The organism is Brachybacterium sp. GCM10030267 (assembly GCF_042666875.1).
GTDB lineage: Bacteria > Actinomycetota > Actinomycetes > Actinomycetales > Dermabacteraceae > Brachybacterium.
Genome location: NZ_JBHTCX010000012.1, coordinates 370752 through 396643, shown reverse-complemented (window position 1 = coordinate 396643; position 25892 = coordinate 370752). Strand labels below are relative to the sequence as shown.

The 25892-nt window shown below is 70.3% G+C and carries 23 protein-coding genes, 3 tRNA genes, 1 other RNA gene and 1 pseudogene; 16 read left to right on the top strand and 12 right to left on the bottom strand.

Going from position 1 to position 25892, the window contains the following annotated elements:
• Positions 1-41 precede the first annotated feature (41 nt).
• The 5 genes from dusB (at position 42) to ACFQS2_RS12850 (ending at position 6738) form a co-directional block, all read left to right on the top strand.
• Positions 42-1292 carry a tRNA dihydrouridine synthase DusB gene (dusB, locus tag ACFQS2_RS12870; RefSeq protein WP_377016857.1) on the top strand — a complete coding sequence of 417 codons (1251 nt, stop codon included), beginning with the start codon at positions 42-44 and terminating at the stop codon, positions 1290-1292.
• 4 nt (positions 1293-1296) lie between these two features.
• Positions 1297-2595 carry a deoxyguanosinetriphosphate triphosphohydrolase gene (locus ACFQS2_RS12865; RefSeq protein ID WP_377793979.1) on the top strand — a complete coding sequence of 433 codons (1299 nt, stop codon included), beginning with the start codon at positions 1297-1299 and terminating at the stop codon, positions 2593-2595.
• A gap of 4 nt (positions 2596-2599) precedes the next feature.
• Positions 2600-4576: a DNA primase gene (gene dnaG, locus ACFQS2_RS12860; RefSeq protein ID WP_377016862.1), complete on the top strand. Its 1977-nt coding sequence runs from the start codon at positions 2600-2602 to the stop codon at positions 4574-4576.
• 286 nt (positions 4577-4862) lie between these two features.
• Positions 4863-6035, top strand: coding sequence for a sensor histidine kinase (locus ACFQS2_RS12855; RefSeq protein WP_377793978.1), 1173 nt, complete (start codon positions 4863-4865; stop codon positions 6033-6035).
• On the top strand, positions 6028-6738 hold the full coding sequence (locus ACFQS2_RS12850) for a LuxR C-terminal-related transcriptional regulator (protein ID WP_377016866.1): 711 nt from the start codon (positions 6028-6030) through the stop codon (positions 6736-6738). Before ACFQS2_RS12855 ends, ACFQS2_RS12850 begins: the two co-directional genes overlap by 8 nt.
• Positions 6739-6867: 129 nt before the next feature.
• Here ACFQS2_RS12850 and ACFQS2_RS12845 read toward each other — a convergent pair whose 3' ends face one another.
• Both ACFQS2_RS12845 and ACFQS2_RS12840 read right to left on the bottom strand, forming a co-directional pair.
• Positions 6868-7668, bottom strand: coding sequence for a CHAD domain-containing protein (locus ACFQS2_RS12845; protein WP_377016869.1), 801 nt, complete (start codon positions 7666-7668; stop codon positions 6868-6870).
• Between the two features lie 95 nt (positions 7669-7763).
• Positions 7764-7837: transfer RNA gene (locus ACFQS2_RS12840), tRNA-Ile, on the bottom strand.
• 230 nt (positions 7838-8067) lie between these two features.
• Here ACFQS2_RS12840 and ACFQS2_RS12835 point away from each other — a divergent pair.
• The 4 genes from ACFQS2_RS12835 (at position 8068) to ACFQS2_RS12820 (ending at position 9838) form a co-directional block, all read left to right on the top strand.
• Positions 8068-8143 (top strand) — tRNA-Asn (locus tag ACFQS2_RS12835).
• Between the two features lie 73 nt (positions 8144-8216).
• Positions 8217-8765, top strand: a complete 549-nt coding sequence (locus tag ACFQS2_RS12830; RefSeq protein ID WP_377793977.1) for an OsmC family protein — start codon at positions 8217-8219, stop codon at positions 8763-8765.
• Positions 8762-9250, top strand: a complete 489-nt coding sequence (locus ACFQS2_RS12825; protein WP_377016873.1) for a peptide deformylase — start codon at positions 8762-8764, stop codon at positions 9248-9250. Before ACFQS2_RS12830 ends, ACFQS2_RS12825 begins: the two co-directional genes overlap by 4 nt.
• A gap of 96 nt (positions 9251-9346) precedes the next feature.
• Complete coding sequence (locus ACFQS2_RS12820) at positions 9347-9838, top strand: DUF3145 domain-containing protein (protein WP_377016875.1); 492 nt, start codon at positions 9347-9349, stop codon at positions 9836-9838.
• Positions 9839-10002: 164 nt separating this feature from the next.
• On the opposite strand, the gene ACFQS2_RS12815 is transcribed toward ACFQS2_RS12820, so the two are convergent.
• From ACFQS2_RS12815 to aceE, 5 genes are all read right to left on the bottom strand, one after another.
• Positions 10003-11244 (bottom strand): beta-ketoacyl-[acyl-carrier-protein] synthase family protein, encoded by a 1242-nt coding sequence (locus ACFQS2_RS12815; protein ID WP_377793976.1) that lies wholly within the window; start codon positions 11242-11244, stop codon positions 10003-10005.
• A gap of 73 nt (positions 11245-11317) precedes the next feature.
• The gene (locus tag ACFQS2_RS12810; RefSeq protein ID WP_377793975.1) at positions 11318-11566 is read right to left on the bottom strand and encodes an acyl carrier protein; all 249 of its coding nucleotides are present in this window, start codon (positions 11564-11566) and stop codon (positions 11318-11320) included.
• A gap of 137 nt (positions 11567-11703) precedes the next feature.
• A complete protein-coding gene (locus ACFQS2_RS12805) occupies positions 11704-12711 on the bottom strand; it encodes a beta-ketoacyl-ACP synthase III (RefSeq protein ID WP_377793974.1) in 1008 nt (335 codons plus the stop codon).
• Between the two features lies 1 nt (position 12712).
• Complete coding sequence (locus tag ACFQS2_RS12800; RefSeq protein ID WP_377793973.1) at positions 12713-13672, bottom strand: ACP S-malonyltransferase; 960 nt, start codon at positions 13670-13672, stop codon at positions 12713-12715.
• Positions 13673-13782: 110 nt separating this feature from the next.
• Positions 13783-16527 carry a pyruvate dehydrogenase (acetyl-transferring), homodimeric type gene (gene aceE, locus ACFQS2_RS12795; protein ID WP_377793972.1) on the bottom strand — a complete coding sequence of 915 codons (2745 nt, stop codon included), beginning with the start codon at positions 16525-16527 and terminating at the stop codon, positions 13783-13785.
• A 373-nt stretch (positions 16528-16900) separates the two neighbouring features.
• On the opposite strand from aceE, the gene ACFQS2_RS12790 reads away from it, so the two are divergent.
• Complete coding sequence (locus tag ACFQS2_RS12790; RefSeq protein WP_377016887.1) at positions 16901-17320, top strand: DUF3052 domain-containing protein; 420 nt, start codon at positions 16901-16903, stop codon at positions 17318-17320.
• A 112-nt stretch (positions 17321-17432) separates the two neighbouring features.
• Positions 17433-17509: transfer RNA gene (locus ACFQS2_RS12785), tRNA-Val, on the top strand.
• Positions 17510-17672: 163 nt separating this feature from the next.
• On the opposite strand, the gene ACFQS2_RS12780 is transcribed toward ACFQS2_RS12785, so the two are convergent.
• The gene (locus ACFQS2_RS12780; RefSeq protein ID WP_377016889.1) at positions 17673-17888 is read right to left on the bottom strand and encodes a hypothetical protein; all 216 of its coding nucleotides are present in this window, start codon (positions 17886-17888) and stop codon (positions 17673-17675) included.
• Positions 17889-18086: 198 nt separating this feature from the next.
• Here ACFQS2_RS12780 and ACFQS2_RS12775 point away from each other — a divergent pair, with 198 nt between their 5' ends.
• From ACFQS2_RS12775 to ACFQS2_RS12765, 3 genes are read left to right on the top strand one after another with little or no spacing between them, the layout of a single operon-like run.
• Entirely contained in the window at positions 18087-19364 is a 1278-nt protein-coding gene (locus ACFQS2_RS12775) for an aminotransferase class V-fold PLP-dependent enzyme (protein ID WP_377016891.1), read from the top strand.
• Entirely contained in the window at positions 19361-19822 is a 462-nt protein-coding gene (sufU, locus tag ACFQS2_RS12770) for a Fe-S cluster assembly sulfur transfer protein SufU (RefSeq protein WP_377016893.1), read from the top strand. The genes ACFQS2_RS12775 and sufU overlap by 4 nt, the downstream gene beginning before the upstream one ends.
• A 47-nt stretch (positions 19823-19869) precedes the next feature.
• On the top strand, positions 19870-20691 hold the full coding sequence (locus ACFQS2_RS12765) for a Nif3-like dinuclear metal center hexameric protein (protein WP_377793971.1): 822 nt from the start codon (positions 19870-19872) through the stop codon (positions 20689-20691).
• Between the two features lie 41 nt (positions 20692-20732).
• Here the strand turns inward: ACFQS2_RS12765 and ACFQS2_RS12760 are convergent, their stop codons facing one another.
• Positions 20733-21512: a YaaA family protein gene (locus ACFQS2_RS12760; protein WP_377016897.1), complete on the bottom strand. Its 780-nt coding sequence runs from the start codon at positions 21510-21512 to the stop codon at positions 20733-20735.
• Between the two features lie 140 nt (positions 21513-21652).
• Here ACFQS2_RS12760 and rnpB point away from each other — a divergent pair.
• Positions 21653-22017: RNase P RNA component class A (gene rnpB, locus ACFQS2_RS12755), an RNA gene on the top strand.
• Positions 22018-22895: 878 nt separating this feature from the next.
• Here rnpB and ppgK read toward each other — a convergent pair.
• Both ppgK and map read right to left on the bottom strand, forming a co-directional pair.
• Positions 22896-23636 (bottom strand): annotated as a pseudogene (ppgK, locus tag ACFQS2_RS12750) (polyphosphate--glucose phosphotransferase); the annotation flags it as partial.
• Between the two features lie 156 nt (positions 23637-23792).
• On the bottom strand, positions 23793-24680 hold the full coding sequence (map, locus tag ACFQS2_RS12745) for a type I methionyl aminopeptidase (protein ID WP_377016899.1): 888 nt from the start codon (positions 24678-24680) through the stop codon (positions 23793-23795).
• Between the two features lie 38 nt (positions 24681-24718).
• On the opposite strand from map, the gene ACFQS2_RS12740 reads away from it, so the two are divergent.
• Complete coding sequence (locus ACFQS2_RS12740) at positions 24719-24937, top strand: SPOR domain-containing protein (protein WP_377016901.1); 219 nt, start codon at positions 24719-24721, stop codon at positions 24935-24937.
• 46 nt (positions 24938-24983) lie between these two features.
• Here the strand turns inward: ACFQS2_RS12740 and panB are convergent, their stop codons facing one another.
• Positions 24984-25832 (bottom strand): 3-methyl-2-oxobutanoate hydroxymethyltransferase, encoded by an 849-nt coding sequence (panB, locus tag ACFQS2_RS12735; RefSeq protein ID WP_377793970.1) that lies wholly within the window; start codon positions 25830-25832, stop codon positions 24984-24986.
• Between the last annotated feature and the right edge of the window lie 60 nt (positions 25833-25892).

Here is a 25892-nt window from a genome sequence, read left to right as displayed (position 1 = left end):
CGCCCTCCCCGCCGGCACGGCCAGGTGGGACAATCAGTCCGATGACCACCCTCGACGCTTTGCATTCCGGGAGCGGGCATGCCGTGACCGTGCCCGCTGCGACGCCATCGACCGTGCCTGCCGATGGCCCGACCCGTCGCGCCCTGACGATCGGACCGCACACGATCGACACCCCGGTGGTGCTCGCGCCGATGGCCGGGATCACCAACATGGCCTTCCGCCTGCTGTGCCGCGAGTTCGGGGCCCTGCACAGCGAGCACGACGGGGGACTGTACGTCTCGGAGATGGTCACCACCCGCGCCCTGGTGGAGGATCACCCGGAGTCGTGGCGCCTGGTGACCATGGGCGAGCGGGAGACGCCGCGCTCGGTGCAGCTGTACGGCGTGGACCCCGCCACGGTCCGCCGGGCGGTCGAGATGCTGCGCGAGCGCGACCTCGTCGACCACATCGACCTCAACTTCGGCTGCCCGGTGCCCAAGGTGACCCGGCGCGGCGGGGGAGGCGTGCTGCCGTGGAAGACGGAGCTGTTCACCCAGATCGTCCGCGGCGCCGTCGAGGCCGCCGGGCCCGACGTGCCCGTGACCGTGAAGACCCGCATCGGCATCGACGACGAGCACGTCACGTACCGCGACGCCGGGCTCATCGCCCAGGAGGTCGGGGCGGCCGCGATCGCCCTGCACGGCCGCACCGTCGTCCAGCATTACTCCGGGACCGCCCGCTGGGACGCGATCTCCGATCTCAAGGAGCTGGTGACCGGCATCCCGGTGCTCGGCAACGGCGACATCTGGTCCGCCGAGGACGCACTGACGATGATGGAGCAGACCGGCTGCGACGGCGTCGTCGTCGGCCGCGGCTGCCAGGGACGGCCCTGGCTGTTCGCCGACCTCGCCGCGGCCTTCGCCGGCCGACCGGACCGCATCCGCCCCTCGATGGGGGACATCGCGAGGATCCTGCGCCGGCACGCGGAACTGCTGGTCGAGTTCTTCGAGGACGAAGGCCGCGCCCTGCGCGACCTGCGCAAGCACGTGGCCTGGTACTTCAAGGGGTACCCCGTCGGCGGCGAGATGCGCCACCGCCTGGCCACCATGGAGTCGCTGGCCGACCTCGACGCGAAGCTCGCCGAGCTCGATCTGGACTCCCCCTACCCCGGAGAGGCCGTGGAAGGCCCGCGCGGCCGGGCCGGCAGCCCCAAGCGCGCCGTCGTGCCCCAGGGGTGGATGGAGTCCCGCGCGATGACCACCGACCACGCCGAGCGGCTGCACGAGGCCGAGCTCGACACCTCGGGGGGCTGAGGGGATGACCACGCCCGCGGGATACACCGAGGCCGACCTCGAACGCTGGGTGAACGAATCCGCCAAGTCCCAGGCGCGCACGCCGTTCCAGCGTGACCGCGCCCGGGTGCTGCACTCCTCGGCGCTGCGGCGGCTCGGGGCGAAGACGCAGGTCCTCGGCGCCGGCGCCAACGACTTCGTGCGCACGCGCCTGACGCATTCCCTCGAGGTCGCGCAGGTGGGCCGGGACATCGGTCTCGAGCTGGGCTGCGACCCCGACGTGGTCGACGCCGCCTGCCTCTCCCACGACCTCGGCCATCCCCCCTTCGGCCACAACGGCGAGAAGGTGCTGGCCGACCTCGCCGCCGATTTCGGAGGTTTCGAGGGCAACGCCCAGACCCTGCGCCTGCTGACCCGCCTGGAGCCGAAAGTCATCGGGGAGGAGCGCCCCTACGGGCTCAACCTCACCCGGGCGAGCGTGGACGCCGCGATCAAGTACCCGTGGGCCCGCGGACAGGGACCGGACCCGGACTCGCCCAAGTTCGGCGCGTACGCCGACGACCTCGACGTCTACGAATGGGCCCGCCGGGGCGCCGTCCCGGGCCGCAAGTGCTTCGAGGCGCAGGTCATGGATCTGGCCGACGACATCGCTTATTGCGTCCACGACATCGAGGACGCCGTCACCGGACTCACCCTCGACCTCGCGAAGCTGCAGGAGCCGATGGAGCGCTCCGCGGCCCTGTACGTGGTCCAGGACTGGTACATGCCCGATGAATCCATCGACGCGCTCGACGCCGCCCTGCAGCGCCTCGAGGCCGAGCCGTACTGGACGCCGTCGTTCACGGGCACGATGCGCTCGGCGGCCGCCCTGAAGAACATGACCAGCCAGCTCATCGGGCGTTTCACCCGCTCGGTGGTCACCGCCACCCGCACCGCCCACGGCGAGGAGCCCATCGCCCGCTACAGCGGGGAAGCCGTGGTGCCCGAGCAGACGCACCTCGAGATCGCCGTGCTCAAGGGGCTGGCCGCTGCCTACGTGATGTCCTCGGCCACCCAGCAGCCGGTCTACGAGGCGCAGGAGGAGATCATCCGCGACCTGTACTCGCGGCTGTGGAACACCGGCACGGTGTATCTCAGCCCGCTGTTCGCCGAGCTGTGGGAGGCTGCCGGCGACGACGACTCCCGTCGACGCGTGGTCGTCGATCAGATCGCCTCCTACACGGACGTCACGGCCCGGCGCCTGCACGAGGTGCTGTTCGACCGGGAGCTCACGCATGTCACCGCAGCGGACACCCCGCTGCCCGGGCTCGGATCGGAGCTGTGATCGGGTGGCCCAGGGACTGATCAATCGCGACGACATCAACCTGGTGCGCGAACGCTCGCGCCTGGACGAGGTCGTCGCCGAGCACGTCACCCTGCGCACCGCCGGAATCGGCTCGATGAAGGGCCTGTGCCCCTTCCACGACGAGAAGACTCCGTCGTTCAACATCCGGCCGCAGCTGGGCCAATGGCACTGCTTCGGGTGCGGCGAGGGCGGCGATGTCATCTCCTTCGTCCAGAAGATCAATCACCTCAGCTTCGTCGAGGCCGTCGAGCTCCTGGCGGGCCGCTACGGGATCCAGCTGCGCTACGAGGAGTCGAGCTCGGGCGGCGGGCGCGGCGACCGTCCCGACTTCGGGACCCGTCGCCGCCTGCTGGATGCTCACGCCATCGCCGAGGAGTACTACTGCGAGCAGCTGGCCGGTCCGGCCGCCGAGGTGGGCCGCCGGTTCCTGACCGAACGCGGCTTCGACCGGGAGGCCGCCGAACGCTTCGGCGTCGGCTTCGCCCCGGAGGGCTGGGACTCCCTGACCTCCGTCCTGCGCGGTCGCGGCTTCACCGAGCAGGAGCTGGTGGCCAGCGGGCTCGTCTCCCAGGGTCAGCGGGGCGTCTACGACAGGTTCCGCGGGCGGCTGGTGTGGCCGATCCGCGACATCACCGGCAACACCATCGGCTTCGGGGCGCGCCGGCTGCTGGAATCGGACAAGGGCCCGAAGTACCTCAATACGCCCGAGAGCCCGATCTACCACAAATCCAACGTGCTCTACGGCCTGGACCTGGCGCGCAAGGAGATCTCGAGACAGCGCCGCGTAGTGGTGGTCGAGGGGTACACCGATGTGATGGCCGCGCACCTGGCCGGCGTCACCACTGCCGTGGCCTCCTGCGGCACCGCGTTCGGCGCAGACCACGTCAAGATCGTCCGGCGCGTGATGGGGGATTCGAACCCGTCCTCGGGGCTGCAGCTGAACGCCGACGGCCGTGGGCTCTCCGGGGAGGTCGTCTTCACCTTCGACGGCGACGCCGCCGGACAGAAGGCCGCGCTGCGCGCCTTCGAGGAGGACCAGAAGTTCGTCGCCCAGACCTACGTCGCCGTCGAGCCCGAGGGCATGGACCCGTGCGAGCTGCGCATCGCTCGAGGGGACCAGGCGGTCGTGGACCTGATCGAGGCCCGCAAGCCCATGTTCGAGTTCGCCATCCGCTCGGCGATCTCCCAGGTCGACCTCGACACGGTCGAGGGCCAGGTCAGTGCGCTGCGGATGGCCGCCCCCGTGGTCGCGCGCATCCGCGACCGGGCGATGCGCCCCGAATATGCCCGACGCCTGTCGGGATGGCTGGGCATGGATGAGCGCACCGTGCTGCGGGCCGTCCATGACGCCTCCCGCAGCGAAGACCGCACCGGCAGGCATGCTGACGAGCCGCTGAGCACGGAACGCCCCGGTACCCCGGCGGCGAGCGCGGGGGAGCAGCCCGCGGTCCCCGTCGCTCGTCTCGCCGACGCGGTCGGTCCCCGCGACCCCGTCGGACAGGTCGAGACCCAGTCCCTCGCGGTGATGATGCAGACCCCGCACCTGCTGGACACCGAGACGGTGGCAGCCCTGCCGGACGACGCCTTCCACGTGCCGGCTCTGCAGAGCGTGTGGGACGTGATGCTGGCCGCCGGAACACTGCTGGATGCGACGGAGGGGACACTCCACCCCGCCCGCTACCTCGAACAGGTCCTCGAGATCGCGGGGGAGACCGTGCGTCCCCTGATCGTGGAGATCGCGAATCTCGACCTGCCCGCCCGCGACGAGGAGGGGCTCCAGCGACTGGCCAACTCGCTGCTGGCTCGTCTCAGCGAGCTGTCGATCACCCGGGAGTACTCCGTGCTCAAGCAGCGTCTCCAGCGCACCGATCCGTCGGACGGGGAGCGATACCAGGAGATCCTGGGCCGCCTCGCGCAGGTGCAGGAGAAGCGCCGGGCACTGCGCCAGAGCGTCGAGTGAGCGTCATCCGGAGGTGCTGACGCCACCGGGTACGGGGCCATGCAGGGACGGAGCCGTGAACGCCGTGAGCCGTGGAGCCATCACGGAGCCATGGAGCCACGGGGTCGCTGCGCCGTCGCGCCGTGGAGCCACGTTCTGTCCGGAAAACCGGAAGCCGGTCTAGGGCCTGCCCCCTGAGGCCGATGTCGCCGCGTTGGTAGCGTTCCCCGAGCGCGCCGACCGGCGTGCCCCGTTCCACGCCCTATGCTGCCGAGGCGATCCCTCGCAGCCACCCGGAGCTGCCCCCATGCGACTGCCCGACCTCTCGAGGTACCAGCTCCCGCGCGAGTACACGCGGCTCGCGCGGCGCGCGGTGCGTCACGTCGTGGGAACCGTGCTCGGACTCCTGATCGGACCGCTGCTCGTGCTCGCAGCCCCGCTGCAGTTGATGCGCCTGCGGGCCCCCTTCCGTCGGGTGCGCCGCTGGGAGCTGTACCGCCTGCGCCGCTTCTACCAACTGCAGGTCGGGGCGGGGGACGGTGCCTTCCTCGGCGGACGCCGAGCGCTGCTGCACGGGCCGTTGTCGGCGGTGCTCGGGTACGTGATGTGCGATCTGCTGCTGCTGGTCGCCGCGGTCGTCCTGGGCAGTTTCACCCAGCTGCTGGCGGCCGGTCCCGTGGTGCTCGAGTTCGCCGTGTGGACCATCAGTCGTCCTGCGCTGCCGGTGCTGGTGATCTTCGGGACCTCCAGCCTGCTGGCCACGGCCCTCTACGCCGAGTTCGCGGTCTGGTTGCAGGCGAAGCTCCTGGGCCGCTGGACCGCGATCACGCGCCAGGATGCGCTGGAGACCCGCATCAGCCGCCTGCTGACCACGCGCCGCGGCGTGGTCGTGGCGATCGACGACGAACGCCGCCGTATCGAGCGCGATCTGCACGACGGGGTCCAGCAGAACGTGGTCTCGCTGTCGGTGACGCTGGCCCGGGCCCGGCGCGCCACGGATCCCCACCGTTCCGCCCAGCTGCTGGAGCAGGCTCACGGCCAGTCCCAGGCTCTGATCGAGGAGGTCCGCCAGGTGGCCTGGCGGATCTACCCGACCACACTCGACGAGCACGGACTGGCCGCCGCCCTGGACGGTGTCGCCGCGACCAGCCCGGTGCCGGTCCACGTGGACCACAGCATCGAGGCCGAGCTGCCTCCGGCGGTCGAATCGGCCGCCTACTTCGTGGCGCGGGAAGCGGTGACCAACGTGGTCAAGCATGCCGGTGCCCGCACCATCCGGATCACCGTGGCCACTGAGGGCGAGCCCGACCGGCGCGTCCTGCGGCTGGCGGTCCACGACGACGGCACCGGCGGTGCCGATCCCGAAGGCGGCGGACTGCAGGGCCTGGCCAGGCGGGTCGCAGCGCTGGACGGTAGCGTGAGCGTGAACAGCCCGCCCGGCGGCCCCACCATCATCACCGCGGAGATGCCCTGTGACTGAGCCCCACATCCCGTCGACCCCCGAACAGCCCGACGGGGAGGGTCCCCGCGCGCCGCTCAGCGTGGTCCTCGCCGACGATGCGGTGCTGCTTCGTGAGGGTGTCCGCAGCCTGCTGGTCGACGAGGGCATCGACGTCCTCGCCTCCGTGGGGGACGGAGACGCCCTGCTGAGCGCGGTCGCCGCGCATCATCCGCGCCTGGCGATCGTCGACGTGCGCATGCCGCCCACCCACACCAACGAAGGGCTTCTGGCCGCGGTGCGGATCAAGCGCGACCACCCGGACGTCGGGGTGCTGATGCTCTCCCAGTACGTGGCGCGCGAGTACGCCAGCGAGCTGCTGGGCACCGAGACCCCCGGGATCGGGTACCTGCTCAAGGACCGCGTCACCGAGATCGACAGCTTCCTCGACGCCGTCCACCGGGTCGCCGACGGAGGCACCGTGATCGACCCGGCCGTGGTCCGTGCCCTGCTGCGCGCGCCGGAGCAGCAGAAGGCGGTCAGCCGCCTGACGCCGCGGGAGATCGAGGTGCTCGAGGCGATGGCGGAGGGTCTCTCGAACCGCGGAATCGCCGAGCGCATGTTCGTCTCGCTGAGCACGGTGGAGAAGGCGATCAGCGCTATCTTCGACAAACTCGAGCTGGCCGGCGACGAACAGACCAGCCGCCGTGTCCAAGCCGTGCTGCGCTACCTCGACGACCGGTAGACCCGTCGCCGTCCACCATCGCGCCTCCTCCCGGTCGAGCGGTACGGCTGGCCCAGCTCCTGGTGGACCGGCTCCTGGTGGACCGGCACCGGGTCGGCCGTCGCCCCGCGGACCGGCGTCCGGGCGCGTTCAGACGAGATCGAGCGCTCGGGCAGTGGCATCCTCGACCCGTCCGCGCGCCGAGGCGTACAGCAGCCCGGTGGTGAAGGCGTTGTGGCCGCTGCGGGCACCCTGCGCGGCGTGCTCTCGCAGGAACTCGCACGCGACGACCGCGTCCTGCAGGTCTCCCAGCACCTGCTGCGCCGTGGTGGCCTGCTCGAGGTGCGTGGCCGCCGCGGGCTCGGCGTCGGCCAGCAGTTCGGCTGCGTACCGCCACCGCTTGGCGGCCTTGCGCGCCGAGTGCAGTGCGACGGGGTGCCCCTCGGAGCTGCGGATGCGGCGACGGACCCGACGCCGGGACTTCTTGAGGGTCTTGGTGACGTCCTGTCCCGTCAGGGCCGGCGGGTCGCTGCACCAGGCGGTGAGCTGTTCCGTCGCACGTCCCCATCGCGGGTCCTCGGAGGCCGCCGACAGTGCGTCGAGTCCTTCTCGCCGACGCGCTGAGAGCGCCTCGGCGAGATCGCGGCGCGCCGGGCCGAGCACCAGGTCCTCAGGAAGCGCGTCCAGTTCGGGCAGCAGGCTGCCGGCGAGGACATCGGCGTCGCGGATCCGGCCGAGCGCCAGGGCGACGAACCGCAGATCCTCATCGAGGGCGCCGGGCTCCGGGAAGGAGCGGGCGAAGGTGCGCACCGTCGCCCGCAACCGGCGCAGGGAGGTTCGCGTGTGGTGGACCGACTCCACGTCGGCGTCCCGCGCGATCGACTCGAGCCCGCTCAGAGCTCGCTGGGCATGCTCCCGGACGTAGCGGGCCAGGGGGTCCTCAGCACTCACCGATCGTCTCCTTCGTCCCCTCGAGCATCGCTGCTCATCCGGCCGGGCCACGAGAACGTCCTTCTGCGACCGGCACCGGCCGGACGGCGTCGGGGTAGGCCAGGCGGGGCTTGAACCCGCGACCGACGGATTATGAGTCCGCTGCTCTGACCGGCTGAGCTACTGGCCCGTGCGCCCTGGGCAGGGCGTCGTCGAACTTACCACGGGCCGAGCCCATGACCTGGCGCGATGTGACGCGTGCACGCGGTACGACGGCCGTTGAGCGCCGACCCGGAGCCAGGACGTGCCGCGCCCCGGCACGGGTCCACGGTGGTGTGGTTAGATGCGTCATAGTGCCCGGCGGGACGCCCGCTCGGAGGTGCGCCCAGGTGCTGCTCCTGCTAGAGTCTTCCAGGTCGATCCCGCATAGCTCAATCGGCAGAGCATTCGACTGTTAATCGAAGGGTTGTTGGTTCAAGTCCAACTGCGGGAGCCACAGGAGGAGAACAGCCCCGGGGTCACTCCGGGGCTGTTCTTCGTTCACCAGGTTCTCGTGAAGGAGCAGGACGATGTCCTCTGTCCCCGATGATCGCTTCGAGCTCCCCGAGGACTTCGGCCCGGGAAGCGTCTGGGCCGACCGCTCCGGCCACCGCACCCTCGTCGGCCGCAACCAGCGCGGCGTCGAGATCCCGATCGGACTGGGCGAGGGTGAGATCAGCCCCGGCGAGCTCCTGAAGCTCGCCCTGATCGGCTGCGCCGGCATGAGCAGTGACGTCAACCTCTCCCGCCGTCTGGGCGAGGACTTCGACATGCGGCTGTGGGCGCACGGTCTCTCGGAGGACTCCGACAACCGGTACCACTCGATCGCCGAGCAGGTGCAGCTCCCCGTGGAGCAGCTCACCGAGGCCGAGACCGCTGAGATCACGAAGGTCTTCGGGCGCGCCGTCGCCGCCGGATGCACGGTCGAGCGCACCATCGTCCCCGGCGTCGAGGTCACCCACGAGGTGCTCGGCGGAGCCGGAGCCGCCCCGGAGGCGGAGACCGCGCACGGATCCGCGGAGAGCTCCCTCTCTGCCACGGGCGAGGACGCCGAGGCGACGGGGCAGGTCGAGCGATGACCATCCGGCCCATCCGCATCGTCGGGGACCCGGTTCTGCGCACCCCGTGCGACCCGATCAGGACGGTCACCGACGCCACCCGCAACCTTGCCCGGGACCTCATGGACACCGTCGACGACGAGGGCCGCGCCGGCGTGGCGGCCAATCAGATCGGGGTAAGCCTGCGCGCGTTCTCCTGGAATCTCGAGGACCACGGCGTCGGGCACATTCTCAATCCGGCCATCGTCGAGCTCTCCGAGGAGACCCAGGACGACGACGAGGGCTGCCTGTCGATTCCCGGTCTGTTCTTCCCGCGCACCCGCAGCGCCTATGCACGGTGTGTGGGCACGGACGTCGACGGCAATGACATCGAGCTGGCTGGAGAAGGAATCGTCGCCCGGCTGATCCAGCACGAGGTCGCACACCTCGATGGCGAGCTCTACATCGACGGGCTCGAGAGGTCCGTCAAGAAGAAGGCATTGCGCCAGATCAGAGAGACCCTCTAAAGTAAGGCCAGGACACAGACCCGGTCTGGCATCTCATTTCCGTCCGGACGGTACCGATTCGTTGGGGAAGACGCATCGGAAACCGGAAGGAACGAGATGACTCAGGGCGTTCTGTATGTGCACTCCGCTCCGCGAGCCCTCGCACCGCATATCGAATGGGCCGCCAGCGGAGTCCTCGGCATGCCCTCGCGCATCCACTGGGACGAGCAGCATGTCGGCCGCGGCCTGGTGCGCGCCGAGATGACGTGGCGGGGCCGCGAGGACACCGGCGCGCGGCTCGTCAGCGCACTGCGCGGCATGCACGAGGTGCGCTTCGAGGTGACGCAGGAGGCGACCGCGTCCACGGACGGCGCGCGCTGGAGCTGCACCCCGGAGCTGGGCATCCACCACGCCGCGACCGACCACGCCGGCAACACGGTGCTCACCGAGGACCGCGTGCGCGGATGCATGGAGCGTGCGGGGGATGATCCCTCGGCGCTGCGCCGCGAGCTGGGCATCGCGCTCGGGGAGCCCTGGGACGAGGACCTCGAGATCTACCGGCACGCCGGCGACGGCGTGCCCATGCGCTGGCTGCACCGCGTGGGCTGATTCCCGCCTCGCCCTCGTCGGGCCACCGGCAGGTCGGGCACCGCGCCCGACGCGAGAGCGCCGCATCTGGCCAGGAGATGCGGCGCTCTCTGTATCCTGCGTGGTCGCGGCGAGATCCTGCGTGGTCGCGGTGAGAATCCTGTGGTCGCTGCGCGACCCGGCGCTCAGGCGCTGGTGAAGAGCACGGCGACGTCGTGCCCGCCGAAGCCGAAGGCATTGTTGAGCACGGCGATGTCACCACCGGGGAGGTCCACCGGCTCGTTCTGAGCCACATTCAGCGAGACCTCGGGATCGAGGTTCTCGATGTTGATCGTGGGCGGGGAGACGCGGTGGTGGGAAGCGAGGACCGAGAAGACGGATTCCAGCGCGCCCGCGCCGCCGAGCAGGTGGCCGGTCATCGACTTGGTCGAGGTGACCACCAGCTGATCGGTGACCCCGTCCAGCGCATCGGAGACGGCGTTGAGCTCGCTGATGTCGCCGAGCGGCGTCGAGGTGCCGTGGGCGTTGACGTGGACCACGTCGGCCGGCGCGACGTCGCCGTCGGTGACCGCCTCGCGCACCGCGCGGGACTGCCCCTCGAGCGAGGGGGCCGAGATGTGGTACGCGTCCGAGGCCATGCCGCGTCCCGAGGCGTAGGCGTACACGCGGGCACCGCGGGCGGCGGCGTGCTCCTCGCTCTCGAGCACGAGGATGGCTGCGCCCTCGCCGAGGACGAAGCCGTCACGGTCCACGTCGTAGGGCCGGGAGGCGTGCTCGGGATCGTCGACGCGGGGGGAGAGGGCGCGGATGTTGGCGAAGCCGGCCAGCGGCAGGGGGTGCACGCAGGCCTCGGTGCCGCCGACGACCACGACATCCGCGCGGCCCGAGCGGATCATGTCCATCCCGCCGGCGACCGCCTCGGCGCCGGAGGCGCAGGCCGAGACCGGCGTGTGGGCGCCGGCGCGGGCCCCGAGCTCGATCTCGATGTGCGCACTGGAGGAGTTCGCCATCAGCATCGGGACGGTGAAGGGGTTGACCCGGCGGGCGCCGCGCTCGCGCACCACGTCCCACTGGTCCAGGATCGTCCAGACTCCGCCGATGCCGGTGCCGACGACCACGCCCAACCGGGTGGGATCGACGTCGGGCGTTCCCGCATCGGCCCAGGCCTCGCGGGCCGCGATCATCGAGTACTGGCCCGAGGGGTCCAGCTTCTTCGCCTCGGGTCGGGCGAGGTGCTCGAACGGATCGATGGCGATCTGGCAGGCGAAGTCCACGGCCAGGCCGTAGCGCTCCTTCCAGTCGTTCTCGAGCGTACGGGCGGTGGAGGTACCGGCCAGCGCGGCGTTCCAGGTGGAGGCGACGTCACCGCCGAGCGGGTTGACGGTGCCGAGACCGGTGACGGCGACACGGGAGCGGGAAGCGGACATGCGGACCTCCAGGTCGGGTGGGCGAGAAGGCGGCGACGCCCGGGACGGGAACGTCCCGGGCGTCAAGCGGGGATCAGGACTGCGCGCCCTCGATGTACTTGACGGCGTCGCCGACGGTGGCGAGGTTCTTGACCTCTTCGTCGGGGATGCGCACGTCGAACTTCTCCTCGGCGTTGACCACGATGGTCATCATCGAGATCGAGTCGATGTCGAGGTCGTCGGTGAAGGACTTCTCGAGCTTGACGTCCTCGGTGGCGACACCCGTCTCCTCGTTGACGATCTCGGCGAGGCCCTCGAGGATCTCGTTCTCGGTGTTTGCCATGGGTTCTCCTTAGGTCTATGGAATGTTGGCGGTCAAAGACTACCCGCGTCGCGGCCGGGGATCCGGCAGCCGAGGCGTGATAGTGGCACGGGCGTGACGCGGGTGACAAGCACCCCGGCGCGATGTGTCCGCAGCGGTCAGGGGAGGACGAGCACCTGGCCGGCGTAGGCCAGGCCCGCGCCGAAGCCGAACTGGACCAGGACGTCGCCGCTGCGGACGGCTCCCTCCTGGATCAGGCGGTGGGTGGCCAGGGGGATCGAGGCGGCCGAGGTGTTCCCGGTCTCTGCGATGTCTCGGCCGATGACGACGTCCTCGCGCAGCTGCAGCTGCTTGGCGAGCTCGTCGACGATGCGCATGTTGGCCTGGTGGGGGACGAACACGTCGACGTCCTCGACACTCAGTCCGGAGGCGTCGAGCATCTCGCGGACCTTCTGGGCGGTGTGCCACACGGCCCAGCGGAACACGGTTCGACCGTCCTGCTCGAGCGTGGGCCAGTCGCCCGTGCCGTCGCGGAAGTCGATCATCGAGCCCGTCATGCGGATCGTGTCCCAGCTGTCTCCGTCGCTGCCCCATACGGTGGGGCCGATCTTCGGCTCGTCGCTGGGCCCGACGATCGCCGCGCCGGCGCCGTCGCCCAGCAGGAAGGAGATCGAACGGTCGGTGGGGGAGACGAAGTCGGAGAGCTTCTCGGCGCCGATGACCAGCACGTGGCGTGCCGCTCCGGTGCGGATCAGGGCGTCGGCCTGGCCGATGCCGTACGCGAACCCGGCGCAGGCCGCGGAGATGTCGTAGGCGATGACATCGGGGCGGCCCAGCTCGCCCGCCAGCAGCGTCGCCAGCGACGGCGTGGGATACGGGAAGGAGATGGTCGAGACGATGATCGCATCCAGCGTCTCGAGGTCGATCCCGGAACTCTCGATCGCCTCCTTCGCCGCGGTCAGCGACAGGTCCTTGACGCCGACGTCCTTGCTGGCTCGGGTGCGGGTGATGATCCCGGTGCGCTGACGGATCCACTCGTCCGAGGAGTCGATCGGGCCGACCAGGTCATCGTTGGGCACGACGAGATCGCCGCGGGCGGCACCGTAGGCGAGGACCTGGGATCCCGGGACGGCGGGGCGGTGCTGGAGGGAGACTCGCGCTGCCATGTCAGTGCTCCTGGCCTTCGGACGCGGCGACACCGGCGTGCTCGTGCACCAGGTCGCGGGCGGCCTCGAGATCGTCGGGCGTGTTGAGGTTGACCGTCGCGACGCCCTTGAGGTCGCGCTTGGCCAGGCCTGTCAGGGTGCCGGCCGGCGAGAGCTCGACCATCCCCGTCACGCCGCGCTCGCGCAGCGCGCCCATGCACGCCTCCCAGTCGACGGGGGAGGCGACCTGGGTGACGATCAGCTCGAGGTAGCGGGACCCGGTGGAGACCGATTCGCCGCCGGCGTTGGAGATCAGCGGCGAGGACGGGTCCGCGACGGAAAGCGTGGGAACGAAGCCGGCGAGTTCATCGCGGGCTCCGGCCATGTACGGCGTATGGAACGCGCCGGCAACCGGGAGCGGGATCACCCGCGCCCGCGACGGCGCATCCTCGGCCAGGGCGGCGAGAGCGTCGGTCGAGCCGGCGGCGACCACCTGCGCGGCGGAGTTGATGTTCGCGGCGTGCAGTCCGTGGCGCTCGATCGCGGCCAGGACCTCGTCGCGGGCCCCGCCGACGACTGCGGCCATCCCCGTGGGCTCCGCGGCGGCGGCCTTCGCCATCGCCTGGGAGCGGACGGCCACCAGACGCATCGCATCCTCATCGCTGAGGACGTGGGCCAGGGCGGCGGCGGTCAGCTCGCCGACGCTGTGGCCCGCGATGACGTCGGCCGGCGGCAGATCGGGGCCGTCGTCCTGGGGACCGAGCTGGGTGCCGGCGATGATGCCCGCCGCGACCAGCAGCGGCTGAGCGATGGCCGTGTCGCGGATGGTGTCGGCGTCGGACTCGGTGCCGTGACGCAGGAGGTCCACGCCGGCGGCCTCGGACAGTGAGGCGAGCATCGCCTCGACGCCGGGCAGCTCACGCCACGGGCTCAGGAATCCGGGCTTCTGGGCCCCTTGACCGGGGCAGACGATCGCGAGCACGAGGACCTCCAGGACGGGGGGATGCGGGGAGCGGCGCTCGGGGGTGCGGCGCCGTGAGGGGAAGCGGACGCCGGGTCATCCATCGCGCACGAGGGATGACCCGGCGGTGATCAGGACTCGCCGCCGAACGAGCCGGACTGGCCGGCGTTGACGTTCAGCAGGTCGTACTTGTCGATGGCCTGGCGGACCACCGCGGCGTCGATCTTGCCCTCGCGGGCCAGCAGCTGCAGGGTCTTGACGACCATGGAGTGCGCGTCGATCTTCAGGTGGCGGCGAGCCGCCGGGCGGGTGTCGGAGAAGCCCCATCCGTCGGCCCCGAGCACGCCGTACTGCCCCGGGACCCATTCGCGGATCATGTCCGGGACCATGAAGTCGTAGTCGGAGGTCGCCACGAACGGGCCGCTGACGCCCTCGAGGCGCTGCGAGATCCACGGGGTGCGCTGATCCTCGGGGCTGAGCAGGTTGTGCTTCTCCGCCTCCAGGGCCTCCTTGCGCAGCTCCGTCCAGGAGGTCACCGACCAGACGTTGGCGCGTACGCCCCAGTCCTCGGCCAGCAGCTCGCGGGCGTGGCGGGCCCACGGCACGCCGACGCCGGAGGCCAGCAGCTGTGCCTCGGGCCCGTCGCCCTCGGGCAGGCCCTCGACGACGTACATGCCCTTGAGCAGGCCTTCGACGTCCAGATTCTCCGGCTCCGCGGGCTGGACGATCGGCTCGTTGTAGACGGTGATGTAGTAGAAGACCTCCTGCAGGCGGTCGTCCTCGCCGTACATGCGCTGCAGACCGTCGCGGATGATGTGGCCGAGCTCGTACCCGTACGCCGGGTCGTAGATCACCGCGCCGGGGTTGGTGGCGGCCAGGATCGGCGAGTGGCCGTCCATGTGCTGGAGGCCCTCGCCGGCCAGTGTGGTCTTGCCGGCCGTCGCGCCGATGACGAAGCCCTTGGCCATCTGGTCCCCGGCGGCCCAGAAGAAGTCGCCGGTGCGCTGGAACCCGAACATCGAGTAGAAGATGTACAGCGGGATCATCGGGAAGTCGTGCGTGGCGTACGAGGTGCCCGCGGCGGTGAAGGCTGCCGTGGAGCTGATCTCGTTGATGCCCATGTGCTTGATCTGGCCGGAGGTGGACTCCTTGTAGGCCAGCAGCAGGTCACGATCGACCGAGAGGTAGTTCTGCCCGTCGGGGTTGTAGATCTTCGCCGTCGGGAACAGCGAGTCCATGCCGAAGGTGCGCGCCTCGTCGGGGACGATCGGGACCCAGCGCTTGCCGGTCTCCTTGTCACGCATGAGGTCCTTGAGCAGACGCACCAGTGCCATGGTGGTGGCGATCTCCTGCTTGCCCGACCCGCGACGGGTGACCTCGTAGGCCTTGTCGCCGGGCAGCTCGAGCGCCTTGTGCTCGGTGCTGCGTGAGGGCATGGGCCCGCCGAGCTCCTCGCGGCGCTGCTTGAGATACTTCATCACCGGGGCGTCGTCATCCGGCAGGTAGAGCGGGGCGTCGTAGACGCTGCCGGACTCGAGCTGCTCATCGGTCACGGGGATGCGCAGCGTGTCGCGGAGCGCCTTGAGATCCTCGAGGGTGAACTTCTTCATCTGGTGGGTCGCGTTGCGGCCCGCGAAGTTCGTCCCCAGCCGGTATCCCTTGACGGTCTGGGCGAGGATGACGGTCGGCTTGCCCTTCTGGGCCATGGCGGCCTGGAAGGCGGCGTAGACCTTCTGGGCGTCGTGCCCGCCGCGGTTGAGCTTCCACCAGATGTCGTCGTCGGAGAGGTCCTCCACGAGCGCCTTGGTGCGCGGATCGCGCCCGAAGAAGTTGTCCCGGATGAAGCCGCCGGATTCGGCGCGGTACGTCTGGTAGTCACCATCGGGAGTGGCGTTCATCAGGTCGATGAGCGCCCCGTCGGTGGACTTGGCCAGCAGGGGATCCCAGCCGGAGCCCCAGACGACCTTGATGACGTTCCAGCCCGCGCCGCGGAACTGCGCCTCGAGCTCCTGGATGATCTTGCCGTTGCCGCGCACCGGCCCGTCGAGCCGCTGCAGGTTGCAGTTGATGACGAAGGTGAGGTTGTCCAGGTGCTCCTTGGCGGCGATGTGCAGCGCGCCGCGGGACTCGACCTCGTCCATCTCGCCGTCGCCGAGGAACGCCCAGGTGTGCTGCTCGCTGGTGTCCTTCAGCCCGCGGTTGCTGAGATAGCGGTCGAAGGAGGCCTGCTCGATCGCCGCGACCGGGCCGATGCCCATCGAGACCGTCGGGAACTCCCAGAAGTCCTGCATCGCCCGCGGGTGCGGGTACGAGGGCATGCCGTGCTCGCTGGAGAACTCCTGGCGGAAGCCGTCCAGATCCTCCTGGCCGAGGCGGCCCATCATGTAGGCGCGCGCGTAGATCCCGGGGGAGGCGTGGCCCTGGAAGAAGACGTGATCGCCGCCGCCGGGGTGGTTGCGGCCACGGAAGAAGTGGTTGAAGCCGACCTCGTACATCGTGGCGATGGAGGCGTAGCTGGAGAGGTGGCCGCCGACGGCGACCCCGGGGCGCTGGGCGCGATGGACGAGCATCGCTGCGTTCCAGCGGTTGATGTTGCGCAGCTCCTTCTCGAGCTCCACGTCACCGGGGTACTCGGGCTGCTCCTCGACGGGAATGGTGTTGACGTAGTCCGTGGTCAGCGACTCCGGAAGCTCCAGGTCGCGTTCACGGGCGTGCTGGATGAGGCTCTGGACGACCTCCGAGGCGCGCTCGTCGCCCCGGTGCTCGACGAGTCCGTCGAACGAGTCCAACCACTCCTGCGTCTCCTCCGGGTCGGGATCCTGCGCGTGACTGGGCAGGTTGATGCCGATGGGACGAGGGGTCTCGTGCGAACTCACACTGTCCTTCTCTCTTCGGGAGGCGATGGACCGGCCGTGGGAGCAGTGGAACGCCGGCGGGCCCGGCTCCTTCGGCCTCGGTCCGAGCAAGCCTACCGTCGCCGGGGCGTGGAGGGACCTTCACGATCCCTCCTCAGGTGTGAGACGCCGGACACCCCGTACGGGCGCGTCGGAGTCACAGGCCCGCAGGTGGCGGAGGGTGCGGACGGCCCTCATCGCCCGGTGCCACCTCGAATCTCACCCGCGTGCGCCCCTGTAGTGCAGGAGGGTGGCTCGTGACATAGAATCGGCGCGCAGAGTTCGGTCCACCGTCCCCTCGGGCACGGCCGGACCTGCCGTATCTGCTTTGCCCCATCCTGTGAGGAGCCTTTTCTTGTCACCGTCGGCCGACGCCCCTTCGCCCAGCTCTCTTGCCGAGGCGCTGACGTTCACCTCGGGCCAGATCGTGCAGGAGTTCGGCTACGACGATGATGTCGACCTGGATCTGCGCGACGCGATCGAGGACCTCATCGACGGTGAGCTCGAGGACGAGGACTGCCAGGAGATCGTCGACGCCGTGATCATGTGGTGGCGCGATGGTGACGGCGACCTGACCGACGCGATGGTCGACACCCTCACCACCCTGGCGCCCGGTGCGCCCGTGTGGGTGCTGACCCCCAAGGCGGGCCGCGACGGGCACGTGCCCCCGGGAGAGATCCAGGAGAGCGCCGGGGTCGCCGGTCTGCGCGTCCTGACCACCGTGAGCCTCGCGCCCGATTGGACGGGGACCCGCCTGGCCAGCCGCCCGAGCTGATCACCGCCCTCGCGGCGGCCTCGCCCGCGAGGTGACCGCGCCTCGCGCGCGGGCGCGCGGCGTGCGATAGAAAGGGTCACCTGAAGGAGGTCCGGGGGCGCAGCTCCCGTCCGGGTCGTTAGCTCAGCTGGTCAGAGCGTCTGGTTTACACCCAGAAGGTCGGGGGTTCGAGCCCCTCACGACCCACCACGAGACACGGTGCACGGACACCGCTCAGCTCCGGCTCGCGCCCGGCGACGGGGTGCACCGACCTCACCGCATGCACCGCCTCACGGGGCGCACCGACCTCACGGCGTGCGCCGGGCTGTGGACCCTCGGAGCGGGGTGTGCGTCGGCCGGAGGGAAGCGTTCGTCAGCGGGTGACGACGTAGGCGAGCACCAGCAGGCACGGCACCGCGAGCGCCGCGCAGCCCCACACGACCGCGGTCCGCCGGTCCTGGGCACGTTCCTCATCGGTACGGGGCCGCTCACCGCCGGGGAAACCGGCCGCCTCGGCCTCTTCACGATCACGGTTGCGACGCACCAGCAGCCGGCCGATGATCACGATCAGGAAGGCAAGGATCGTCACGCCGAAAAGGAGCAGGATCAGGGTGTCGATGGCGGATCCTCCTGACGGGATGGAACGGATGTGGACAGGATCTCATGGCCTCGGGCAGCCGCCTGGGCGGTTCCTATACTGGAGGACCATCGCGGCAGGCTCGGACCGTTCTCGCACAGTTCGCCCGGGTGACCGCGACCGGCACCTATCGAAGGAGGAGCCGCGCAGGTGAGTGCACCGAGCAGACCGTTCGACGTCGAGGCGATCAGGGCGGATTTCCCGATCCTCGGCCGCATGCTGGACGAGGACACCCCGATGATCTACCTGGACGGGGGCGCCACCTCGCAGCGGCCCCAGCAGGTGATCGACGCCGAGGTCGCCTACCTGACCCACGACCACGCAGCGGTCAAGCGCGGCGCTCACCGGATGGCCACGGCCGCCACGGACGCCTTCGAGGACGCGCGCGAGACGGTGGCCGCGTTCTTCGGCGCCGCCACACCCGACGAGATCGTCTTCACCGGCAATGCGACCGAGGCGCTGAATCTGGTCGCCTACTCCCTCGGCAACGGTGATGAGTCCACCCCGGAGCACCTGCGGGTGCACGAGGGCGACGAGATCCTGGTGACCGAGATGGAGCACCACGCCAACCTGGTCCCCTGGCAGGAGCTGGCCCGGCGCACCGGCGCCACGCTGCGCTGGATCCCGCTGGCCGACGACTTCACCCTGGACCTGACCGGTCTGGACGCACTGGTCACCGAGCGCACCAAGGTCGTCGCCTTCGCCCACCAGTCCAATGTGCTCGGAACCGTGAATCCCGTCGCACGGCTGGTCGAGGCCGCACAGTCCGTGGGCGCGCTGACCGTCCTGGATGCGGCCCAGTCCGCCCCGCACATGCCGATCGACCTGGCCGCACTCGACGTCGACTTCGTCGCGCTGTCCGGCCACAAGATGCACGGCCCCACCGGCATCGGCGTGCTGTGGGGCCGCTACGAACACCTCGCGGCGCTGCCCCCGTTCCGCACCGGCGGATCCATGATCGAAGTGGTCCATCTCGACCACTCGACCTTCGCCGCGCCGCCGGCCCGGTTCGAGGCCGGCACGCCCCCGATCAGCCAGGCCGTCGGCCTCGCCGCCGCCTGCGATTACCTCACCGCTCTCGGCATGGAGCAGGTCGCCGAGCACGAACGGGCCCTGACCGACCGGGCGCTGCGCGGGCTGGCAGCGATCGACGGGATCCGCATCATCGGCCCCGCCGCCTCCCCGGAACGGGCGGGCGCGGTGTCCTTCGCCCTGGCAGGCCGCCACCCGCACGACGTCGGCCAGGTGCTCGATTCCCTCGGCCTCGAGGTGCGCGTCGGGCATCACTGCGCCTGGCCGCTGCATCGCCGCTACGAGCTGCACGGGACCACCCGCGCGAGCTTCTCCCTCCACACCACCGCCGCGGAGGTCGACGCTCTCATCGCGGGCGTCCGGCACACCGCCGACTTCTTCGGATCATTCTCATGAGCACAGCACTGAACTCCCTGTACACCGAGCTCGTCGTCGAGCACGACAAGCGCCCTCTGCACGAGGGCCTGCGCGAGCCGTTCGACGCTGAGGTCCACCACGTCAACCCCACCTGCGGGGATGAGATCACCCTGCGCCTGCATCTCAGTGGCAGCGGCGAGGGCCAGCGTATCGAGGACGTCTCCTATGACGCGATCGGCTGCGCCATGAGCCGGGCCGCCGCGTCGATCATGGCGGACCTCCTGATCGGCCGCACCGTGGCCGAGATGGATCCGGTGCGGGAGCACTTCGAGGCGGCCATGGGATCGCGTGGCCGCATCGAGGGCGACGAGGAGCTGATCGGTGACGGCGTCGCCCTGCTCGGAGCCGCCAAGTTCCCCGCGCGCGTGAAGTGCGTGCTGATGCCGTGGAAGGCCTACCAGGCGGCGCTGGTCGAGGCCCGGGCGCTCGGCTCATGAGCCGCCCGCACACTGTCGGTCCTCTGGCGGCGGCCACGGTGGGATCCGTGACCGGTCTGCTCGAGGAGACCTATCCGCTGTCCTGGGCGGAGTCCTGGGATCGGGTCGGTCTGGTGCTGGGGGAGCGAGGGGCCGACGTCCGACGGGTGCTGCTGGCCGTGGACCCCACAGTGGCGGTCGCCGAGGAGGCCGTGGACCGCGGCGCCCAGCTGCTGGTGACCCACCACCCGCTGCTGCTGCGCGGGGCCAGCTTCCTGCCCGCGGACCAGGGCAAGGGCGCCGTCGTCACGGACCTGCTGCGCGCCGGCACCGCCCTGTGGTGCGGTCACACCAACGTCGACCGGTCCACGCTCGGCACCGTCGGCGCCTGGATGAGCGCCTTGGATCTCCAGGATCCTCGGGCCCTCGTGCCGCCCCCGGAGAGCACGATGGCAGCCCACGGGTCACAGCTGTTCGGCCTCGGGGCGATCGGCAGCCTGCCACGGGAGATGAACGTCGCCGAGTTGACCGCAGCCGTGGCCGGCATCGTCCCGCCCACGGCCCGCGGAGTCGTCCACACCGGCCCGGCGAGCCGGCCTGTCCGGACCGTGGCCGTGTGCCCGGGCGCCGGCGACTCCTTCCTGGAGCAGGCCCTCGCCGCAGGTGTGGACGCCTACATCACCTCGGATCTGCGCCACCATCCCGCTCTGGAGCACCTCGAGGCCGCTGCGGACCACGCGGCGGTGCCGGCGCTGATCGACGTCCCGCACGCGGAGAGCGAGGCGCTCTGGCTGCCGCTGGCCCGCGACCTGCTCAGCGACGCCGTGCCCGGCCTGGACGTCGTGATCAGCGAGCACACGACCGATCCCTGGGGCGGCCGCGCCGGCTGACCCGCCGCCCAGCGGACCAGCCGCCCAGTGGACCAGCCAGGTCAGGCGATGTGGTCGACGATGACGAGGCGGTCTCCCTCCAGTTCCACGCGGAGACCGCCGCCGAGGGCCGGCTGCAGCAGATCCACGACGTCATCGGCCGAGGCCGGAGTCGTGCCGGCCGCCAGCAGCGATCGCGTGACGAGTCCGCGGTAGCGCTTGGCATCGTGGGAGACGACCTTGCGCGCACCGCCGCGCTCCTGGACGGGTGAGACCTCGAGGACCCGCACTGCCGGGTCGGTGCGCAGCTGCATCATCGAACGGTACGAGCCGGAGCGGCAGTCGATGACCACCGGCGATCCACCCTCCGCCTGTTCCTTCTGCAGGCGCTGCGCCGTCGGCCGCAGCCTCTGGGTCCACCAGGAGCCGGCCTTCCCGAGTCGGGAGACGGCGGAGGTCGCCGAGAGCCGGTAGGCGGGGATCCGGTCGGTGCCGGCGTCGACGAGTCCGAACAATGCGCTCTGGACGAGAAGGCGGCGGTCCGGCGCGGGGCGGTGCGCGGGGTCCAGCTGGTCGTAGAGCACCCCGGAGTACACCGCGAGCGGGGGAGCGGCCGGCTCGTGCTCGAGGTCTGCCATCCGCTGGACGAGCTCGGGGGAGGAGGCTGGGACACCGAGCTTCGCGGCGGCGTCCTGGGTCCCCGCCGTCCGCTGGGCGGCCCGCAGCATGGTCCGTCGGGCCTCGAGCAGCTCGGGCAGCGCCATCGCCTCGAGGTCGAGCGGGCGGGCCTCGGCCTCGGGTGGTCGTGTCTTGGTCTCCGAGGGCGGCAGCAGGATCAGCATCTCTCCATTCTCGGAGGCCGATCCGCCCTGCCATGGCACCTCGGGAGGCGCAGTCGCGAGACTTTGCGCACGTCAGCGCACCGTCGGTGACGACCTCACTGGCGGCCCGAGTGCGCGGTCGGCGTAAACTGGACGGCGGACCAGTCGGCCGGGCAGTCGCGTCCTCGGGGCTCGCGCTCCGGGGCCGAGGAAAGTCCGGGCTCCGCCTGGCACGGTGGTGGGTAACGCCCACCCGGAGTGATCCGCGGGACAGTGCCACAGAAAGCAGACCGCCGCCTGAGCCTTTCGGGGCGCGGGCGGTAAGGGTGAAAGGGTGGTGTAAGAGACCACCGCGGTCTCGGTGACGAGGCCGGCACGGTAAACCCCACCGGGAGCAAGGTCGTACAGGGAACGTTCGAGGGTGCCAGCCCGAGTTCCCGGGTGGACCGCTGGAGGTCGTCGGCAACGGCGATCCGAGATGGATGACTGCCGCTCACAGAACCCGGCTTACAGGCCGGCTGGTCCCTCATCACCCTCCGCCACCGCTGCGCCGGTAGGGAGGTGCAGCAATGTGGCGGTCAGCGCCGAGTCACCCTGCCTGAGCGTGCTCACGTCGCGCACCAGACCAGGAAGTTGCGCTCACCCCCGGGGCGGCCTGATCGGCAGACGCGTCCGGCCTGCCTGCTTCCCGCCGGACCCCTACTTCCGCGCAGAGCTCTTCTTCGGCGCAGAGGTCTTCCTCGACCCCGACGACTTGGTCGACCCTGACGACTTGGTCGACCCTGACGTCTTCGCCCCGGACGACGACCGGGACGAAGACGCCGACGTGCTGTTGCCGCTGCGGGCCGAACTCTTCGAGCCGGAGCTCTTCGACGCGGAAGCGGTCTTCTTCTGACCGGAGGTGGCCGAGCCAGAGTCCTTCTTCTGCGCCGAGGTCTGCTTCCGGCTGGAGGCGGACCGGCCGGAATCCTTCTTCTGGGCCCCGGTCTGCTGACGGGTCGAGGCGTCGGACCCCGAGTCCTTCTTCTGACCCGATGTCGACTGCGCCGAGTCCTTCTTCTGACTCGTGGACTTCTTCTGGCTCGTGGTCTTCTGACCGGACGTGGTGGCTTTCGTGCCGGAGCTCTTCGCAGACGACTTCTGCGCGCCGGTGGCCTTCCCGGACGAGCTCTTGGTGGCGCTCGATGCCTTCGTCGAGGCGGTGCTCTCGGCGGATTCCTCGGCCGGTGACCTGGTCGACGTCGCAGCGTTCTCCGTGGCATCGGTGCTCGCCGCGGACGTCGTCGAGCTCGCCTGCTTCGACGACGTCTTCGAGTTCGCCTGCTTCCCCGAGGACGCCGTCGACGGCGAGGACGTCTGCTCGCGAGAGGACGTCGAGCCGGATCCGTCGACATCATCCTCTGACCGTCGCGCAAGTGCCGCAGCGCCGATGATGCCTGCCTCGTTGCGCAGCTCCGCCGGCACGATGGGGGTGTTCAGCTCCAGGCGCGGGAGGAACTTCTCGTGCTCCTTGGAGACCCCGCCGCCGACGATGATGAGGTTCGGGCTGAAGAGGAACTCGACCAGGGAGAAGTACTTCTGGAGCCGCTTCGCCCACTTCTTCCAGGACAGGTCCTTGCGCTCACGAGCGGATTCGGCCATGTACTTCTCGGCCGAGTCGCCCTTGAGCGGAATGTGCCCGAGCTCCGTGTTCGGCACCAGGCGCCCGTCGACGAACATCGCACTGCCCACGCCGGTGCCCAGCGTGATCACCAGCACCACGCCCTGCTGGCCGCGGCCGGCACCGAACTCCATCTCCGCGATGCCGGCGGCGTCGGCATCGTTGACCACGAACACGTCGTGCCCGGTGCGCTCGGTGAACAGGGCGTCGGCGTCGGTGCCGATCCAGGACTTGTCGACGTTGGCGGCGGTACGGGCCACTCCCTGCTGGATGACGGCCGGGAAGGTCACGCCGACGGGCATGCCCTCGCTGATGTCGAAGCTCTCGATGAGCTCGCTGACCGTGTCGGCGACCGCGTCCGGTGAGGAGGGCTGAGGGGTCTTGATCCGCAGCCGGTCCGCGGCGAGCGCCCCCGACGCAAGATCCACGGGCGCGCCCTTGATGCCGCTGCCGCCGATGTCGATGCCGAACGCCTGCTCGGTCATGATCTGTCCTCGTTCCGTGTGCCGGGTCCCGGCGGTCTGTCCGCCCATCGCTGGCCATAGTGTGCCAAACAACCCGGATCCCCGCCGACGAGCCGCGCTGCCGACCCCGCCGACGAGGCGGCCGGCGGTGGCCCGAGCGAGCGCGGGACGGTCCGCTCAGAGGACGGTGAGCAGCTCCGGCCCCTGGTCGGTGATGACCATGGTGTGCTCGAACTGGGCGCTGAAGGAGCGGTCCTTGGTGACCACGGTCCAGCCGTCGTCCCACTGCTCCCAGTCCTGCGAGCCCATCGCGACCATCGGCTCGATGGTGAACGTCATGCCCTCGGCGATCACGTCGTCGAACATCGGCGCGGAATCGTAGTGGGGGATGACCAGGCCGTTGTGGAAGCCCTCGGCGACCCCGTGACCGGTGTAGTCGCGCACCGACTCGTACCCGTGGCGGGCGACGAACTTCTCGATCACGCGCCCGATGACATTGACCTGGCGGCCCGGCTTCGCCGCCTTGATGCCCCGCATCATCGCCTCGTGGGACTGCGAGACCAGGTCCTGGACGCGGGGATCGACCTCACCGACCTCGAAGGTGGCGTTGGTGTCTCCGTGGACCCCGTGGATGTAGGCGGTGACGTCCACGTTGAGGATGTCGCCGGACTGCATCACCGTCGAGTCCGGGATGCCGTGGCAGATCACCTCGTTCAGGCTCGTGCAGCACGACTTCTCGTACCCGAGGTAGCCGAGAGTGGAGGGGTAGGCCCCGTGCTGGATCAGGACGTCGTGGACGACCTCGTCGATACGGTCGGTGGTCACGCCCGGCTGGGCGGCCTCACCGGCGGCCTGCAGAGCGATCGCCGCGATGCGCGAGGCCTCGCGCACGCGCTCGATGACATCCGCGCTCTGGATGTGGGGCCCGGTATCGGAGACGGCCTCGTCCTTGTCGACGTACTCGGGGCGCTCGATGCGTGCGGGCACGGGACGACGGGGGCCGACGGTGCCGGGAACCAGCACCTCTCGTCCTTCTGGACGGATCCATTTCTGCTCTACAGTCATATCCACCAGTCTCTCACCGATGCGGAAAGGAGCCCGACGTGACGGAGGGCACCGAGTTCTACTACAACCTCACCACGGGCAACGTCGAAGAGGGCCGGCAGTCGCCCGGCACCGAGCTGATGGGGCCCTACTCCACGCGCGCGGAGGCCGAGAAGGCGCTGAAGATCGCTGCGGCCCGGAACGAGGCGTGGCAGGAGGAGGACCAGGAGTGGGAGGACTACGGCGGATCCGCGGAAGGGTCCGAGCCGAAGAACTGACCCTGGAGAACTGACCCCGCGGCGCTCATCGCTCGGCCGGCTGAGGTCAGTCGAAGGAGTGCTCCGGGCCGGGGTAGGACCGCTCGGTCACCTCGTCGCGGTACTGCGCGGCCGCGCGCTGGAGATCGGCGCGCAGATCTCCGAAAGCCTTGACGAACTTGCCGTGGAAACCGGACATGCCCGCCATGTCCTGCCACACCAGCACCTGCCCGTCGCAGGAGGGGCCGGCACCGATACCGACGGTCGGCACATGCACCACCTCGGTGATGCGTGCGGCGACCTGCGCCGGGACGAGTTCGAGCACGATCGCGGAGGCCCCGGCCTCCTGCAGCGCGACCGCGTCCTCGGCGAGCTGATCGGCTGCCGCGGCGTCCCGGCCCTGGACCCGGTGGCCCGACAGCGAGTTCACCGATTGCGGGGTGAAACCGAGGTGCCCCATCACGGGGATGCCGGCCTGCGTCAGCGCCTGGATCTGGGGGACGATGGCGTGGCCGCCCTCGAGCTTGATCATCTCCGCGCCGGCCCGGATCAGCTCGACACCGTGACGGACCGCGTCGGCCGGGCCCGTCTCGTAGGTGCCGAAGGCGAGGTCCGCCACGATCAGCGGGCGGTGGACGCTGCGGGCGACGGCACCGGTGAAGGTGAGCATGTCCTGATGGGTGGTGGCGGTGGTCGAGTCGTGGCCGAGCACGGTGGTGCCGACGGAGTCGCCCACCAGCAGCACGTCGATCCCGGCCGCCTCGAAGGCCTGGGCGGAGAACTGATCGTAGGCGGTGAGCATCGAGAACGGCCGGCCGCGCTCCTTGGCGTCCTGCAGATGACGGATGCGGACCTTGGCGGGACCGGCGGATCCGGTGCCGGAGGGGGTGCTCACGATGTGCTCCTGGAGGCGCATGGACGACGAGGGTCGTGGGACTCCTCGATCGCGCCCCACGGCCCGGACCACCGGCAGCTG

Excerpts from the sequence above, each read along its gene's own strand:
- dusB (WP_377016857.1), top strand. The coding sequence starts at position 42 with ATGACCACCCTCGACGCTTTGCATTCCGGGAGCGGGCATGCCGTGACC.
- ACFQS2_RS12865 (WP_377793979.1), top strand. The coding sequence starts at position 1,297 with ATGACCACGCCCGCGGGATACACCGAGGCCGACCTCGAACGCTGGGTG.
- ACFQS2_RS12855 (WP_377793978.1), top strand. The coding sequence starts at position 4,863 with ATGCGACTGCCCGACCTCTCGAGGTACCAGCTCCCGCGCGAGTACACG.
- ACFQS2_RS12830 (WP_377793977.1), top strand. The coding sequence starts at position 8,217 with ATGTCCTCTGTCCCCGATGATCGCTTCGAGCTCCCCGAGGACTTCGGC.
- ACFQS2_RS12825 (WP_377016873.1), top strand. The coding sequence starts at position 8,762 with ATGACCATCCGGCCCATCCGCATCGTCGGGGACCCGGTTCTGCGCACC.
- ACFQS2_RS12820 (WP_377016875.1), top strand. The coding sequence starts at position 9,347 with ATGACTCAGGGCGTTCTGTATGTGCACTCCGCTCCGCGAGCCCTCGCA.
- ACFQS2_RS12815 (WP_377793976.1), bottom strand. The coding sequence starts at position 11,244 with ATGTCCGCTTCCCGCTCCCGTGTCGCCGTCACCGGTCTCGGCACCGTC.
- ACFQS2_RS12810 (WP_377793975.1), bottom strand. The coding sequence starts at position 11,566 with ATGGCAAACACCGAGAACGAGATCCTCGAGGGCCTCGCCGAGATCGTC.
- ACFQS2_RS12805 (WP_377793974.1), bottom strand. The coding sequence starts at position 12,711 with ATGGCAGCGCGAGTCTCCCTCCAGCACCGCCCCGCCGTCCCGGGATCC.
- sufU (WP_377016893.1), top strand. The coding sequence starts at position 19,361 with ATGAGCACAGCACTGAACTCCCTGTACACCGAGCTCGTCGTCGAGCAC.
- ACFQS2_RS12760 (WP_377016897.1), bottom strand. The coding sequence starts at position 21,512 with ATGCTGATCCTGCTGCCGCCCTCGGAGACCAAGACACGACCACCCGAG.
- map (WP_377016899.1), bottom strand. The coding sequence starts at position 24,680 with ATGACTGTAGAGCAGAAATGGATCCGTCCAGAAGGACGAGAGGTGCTG.
- panB (WP_377793970.1), bottom strand. The coding sequence starts at position 25,832 with ATGCGCCTCCAGGAGCACATCGTGAGCACCCCCTCCGGCACCGGATCC.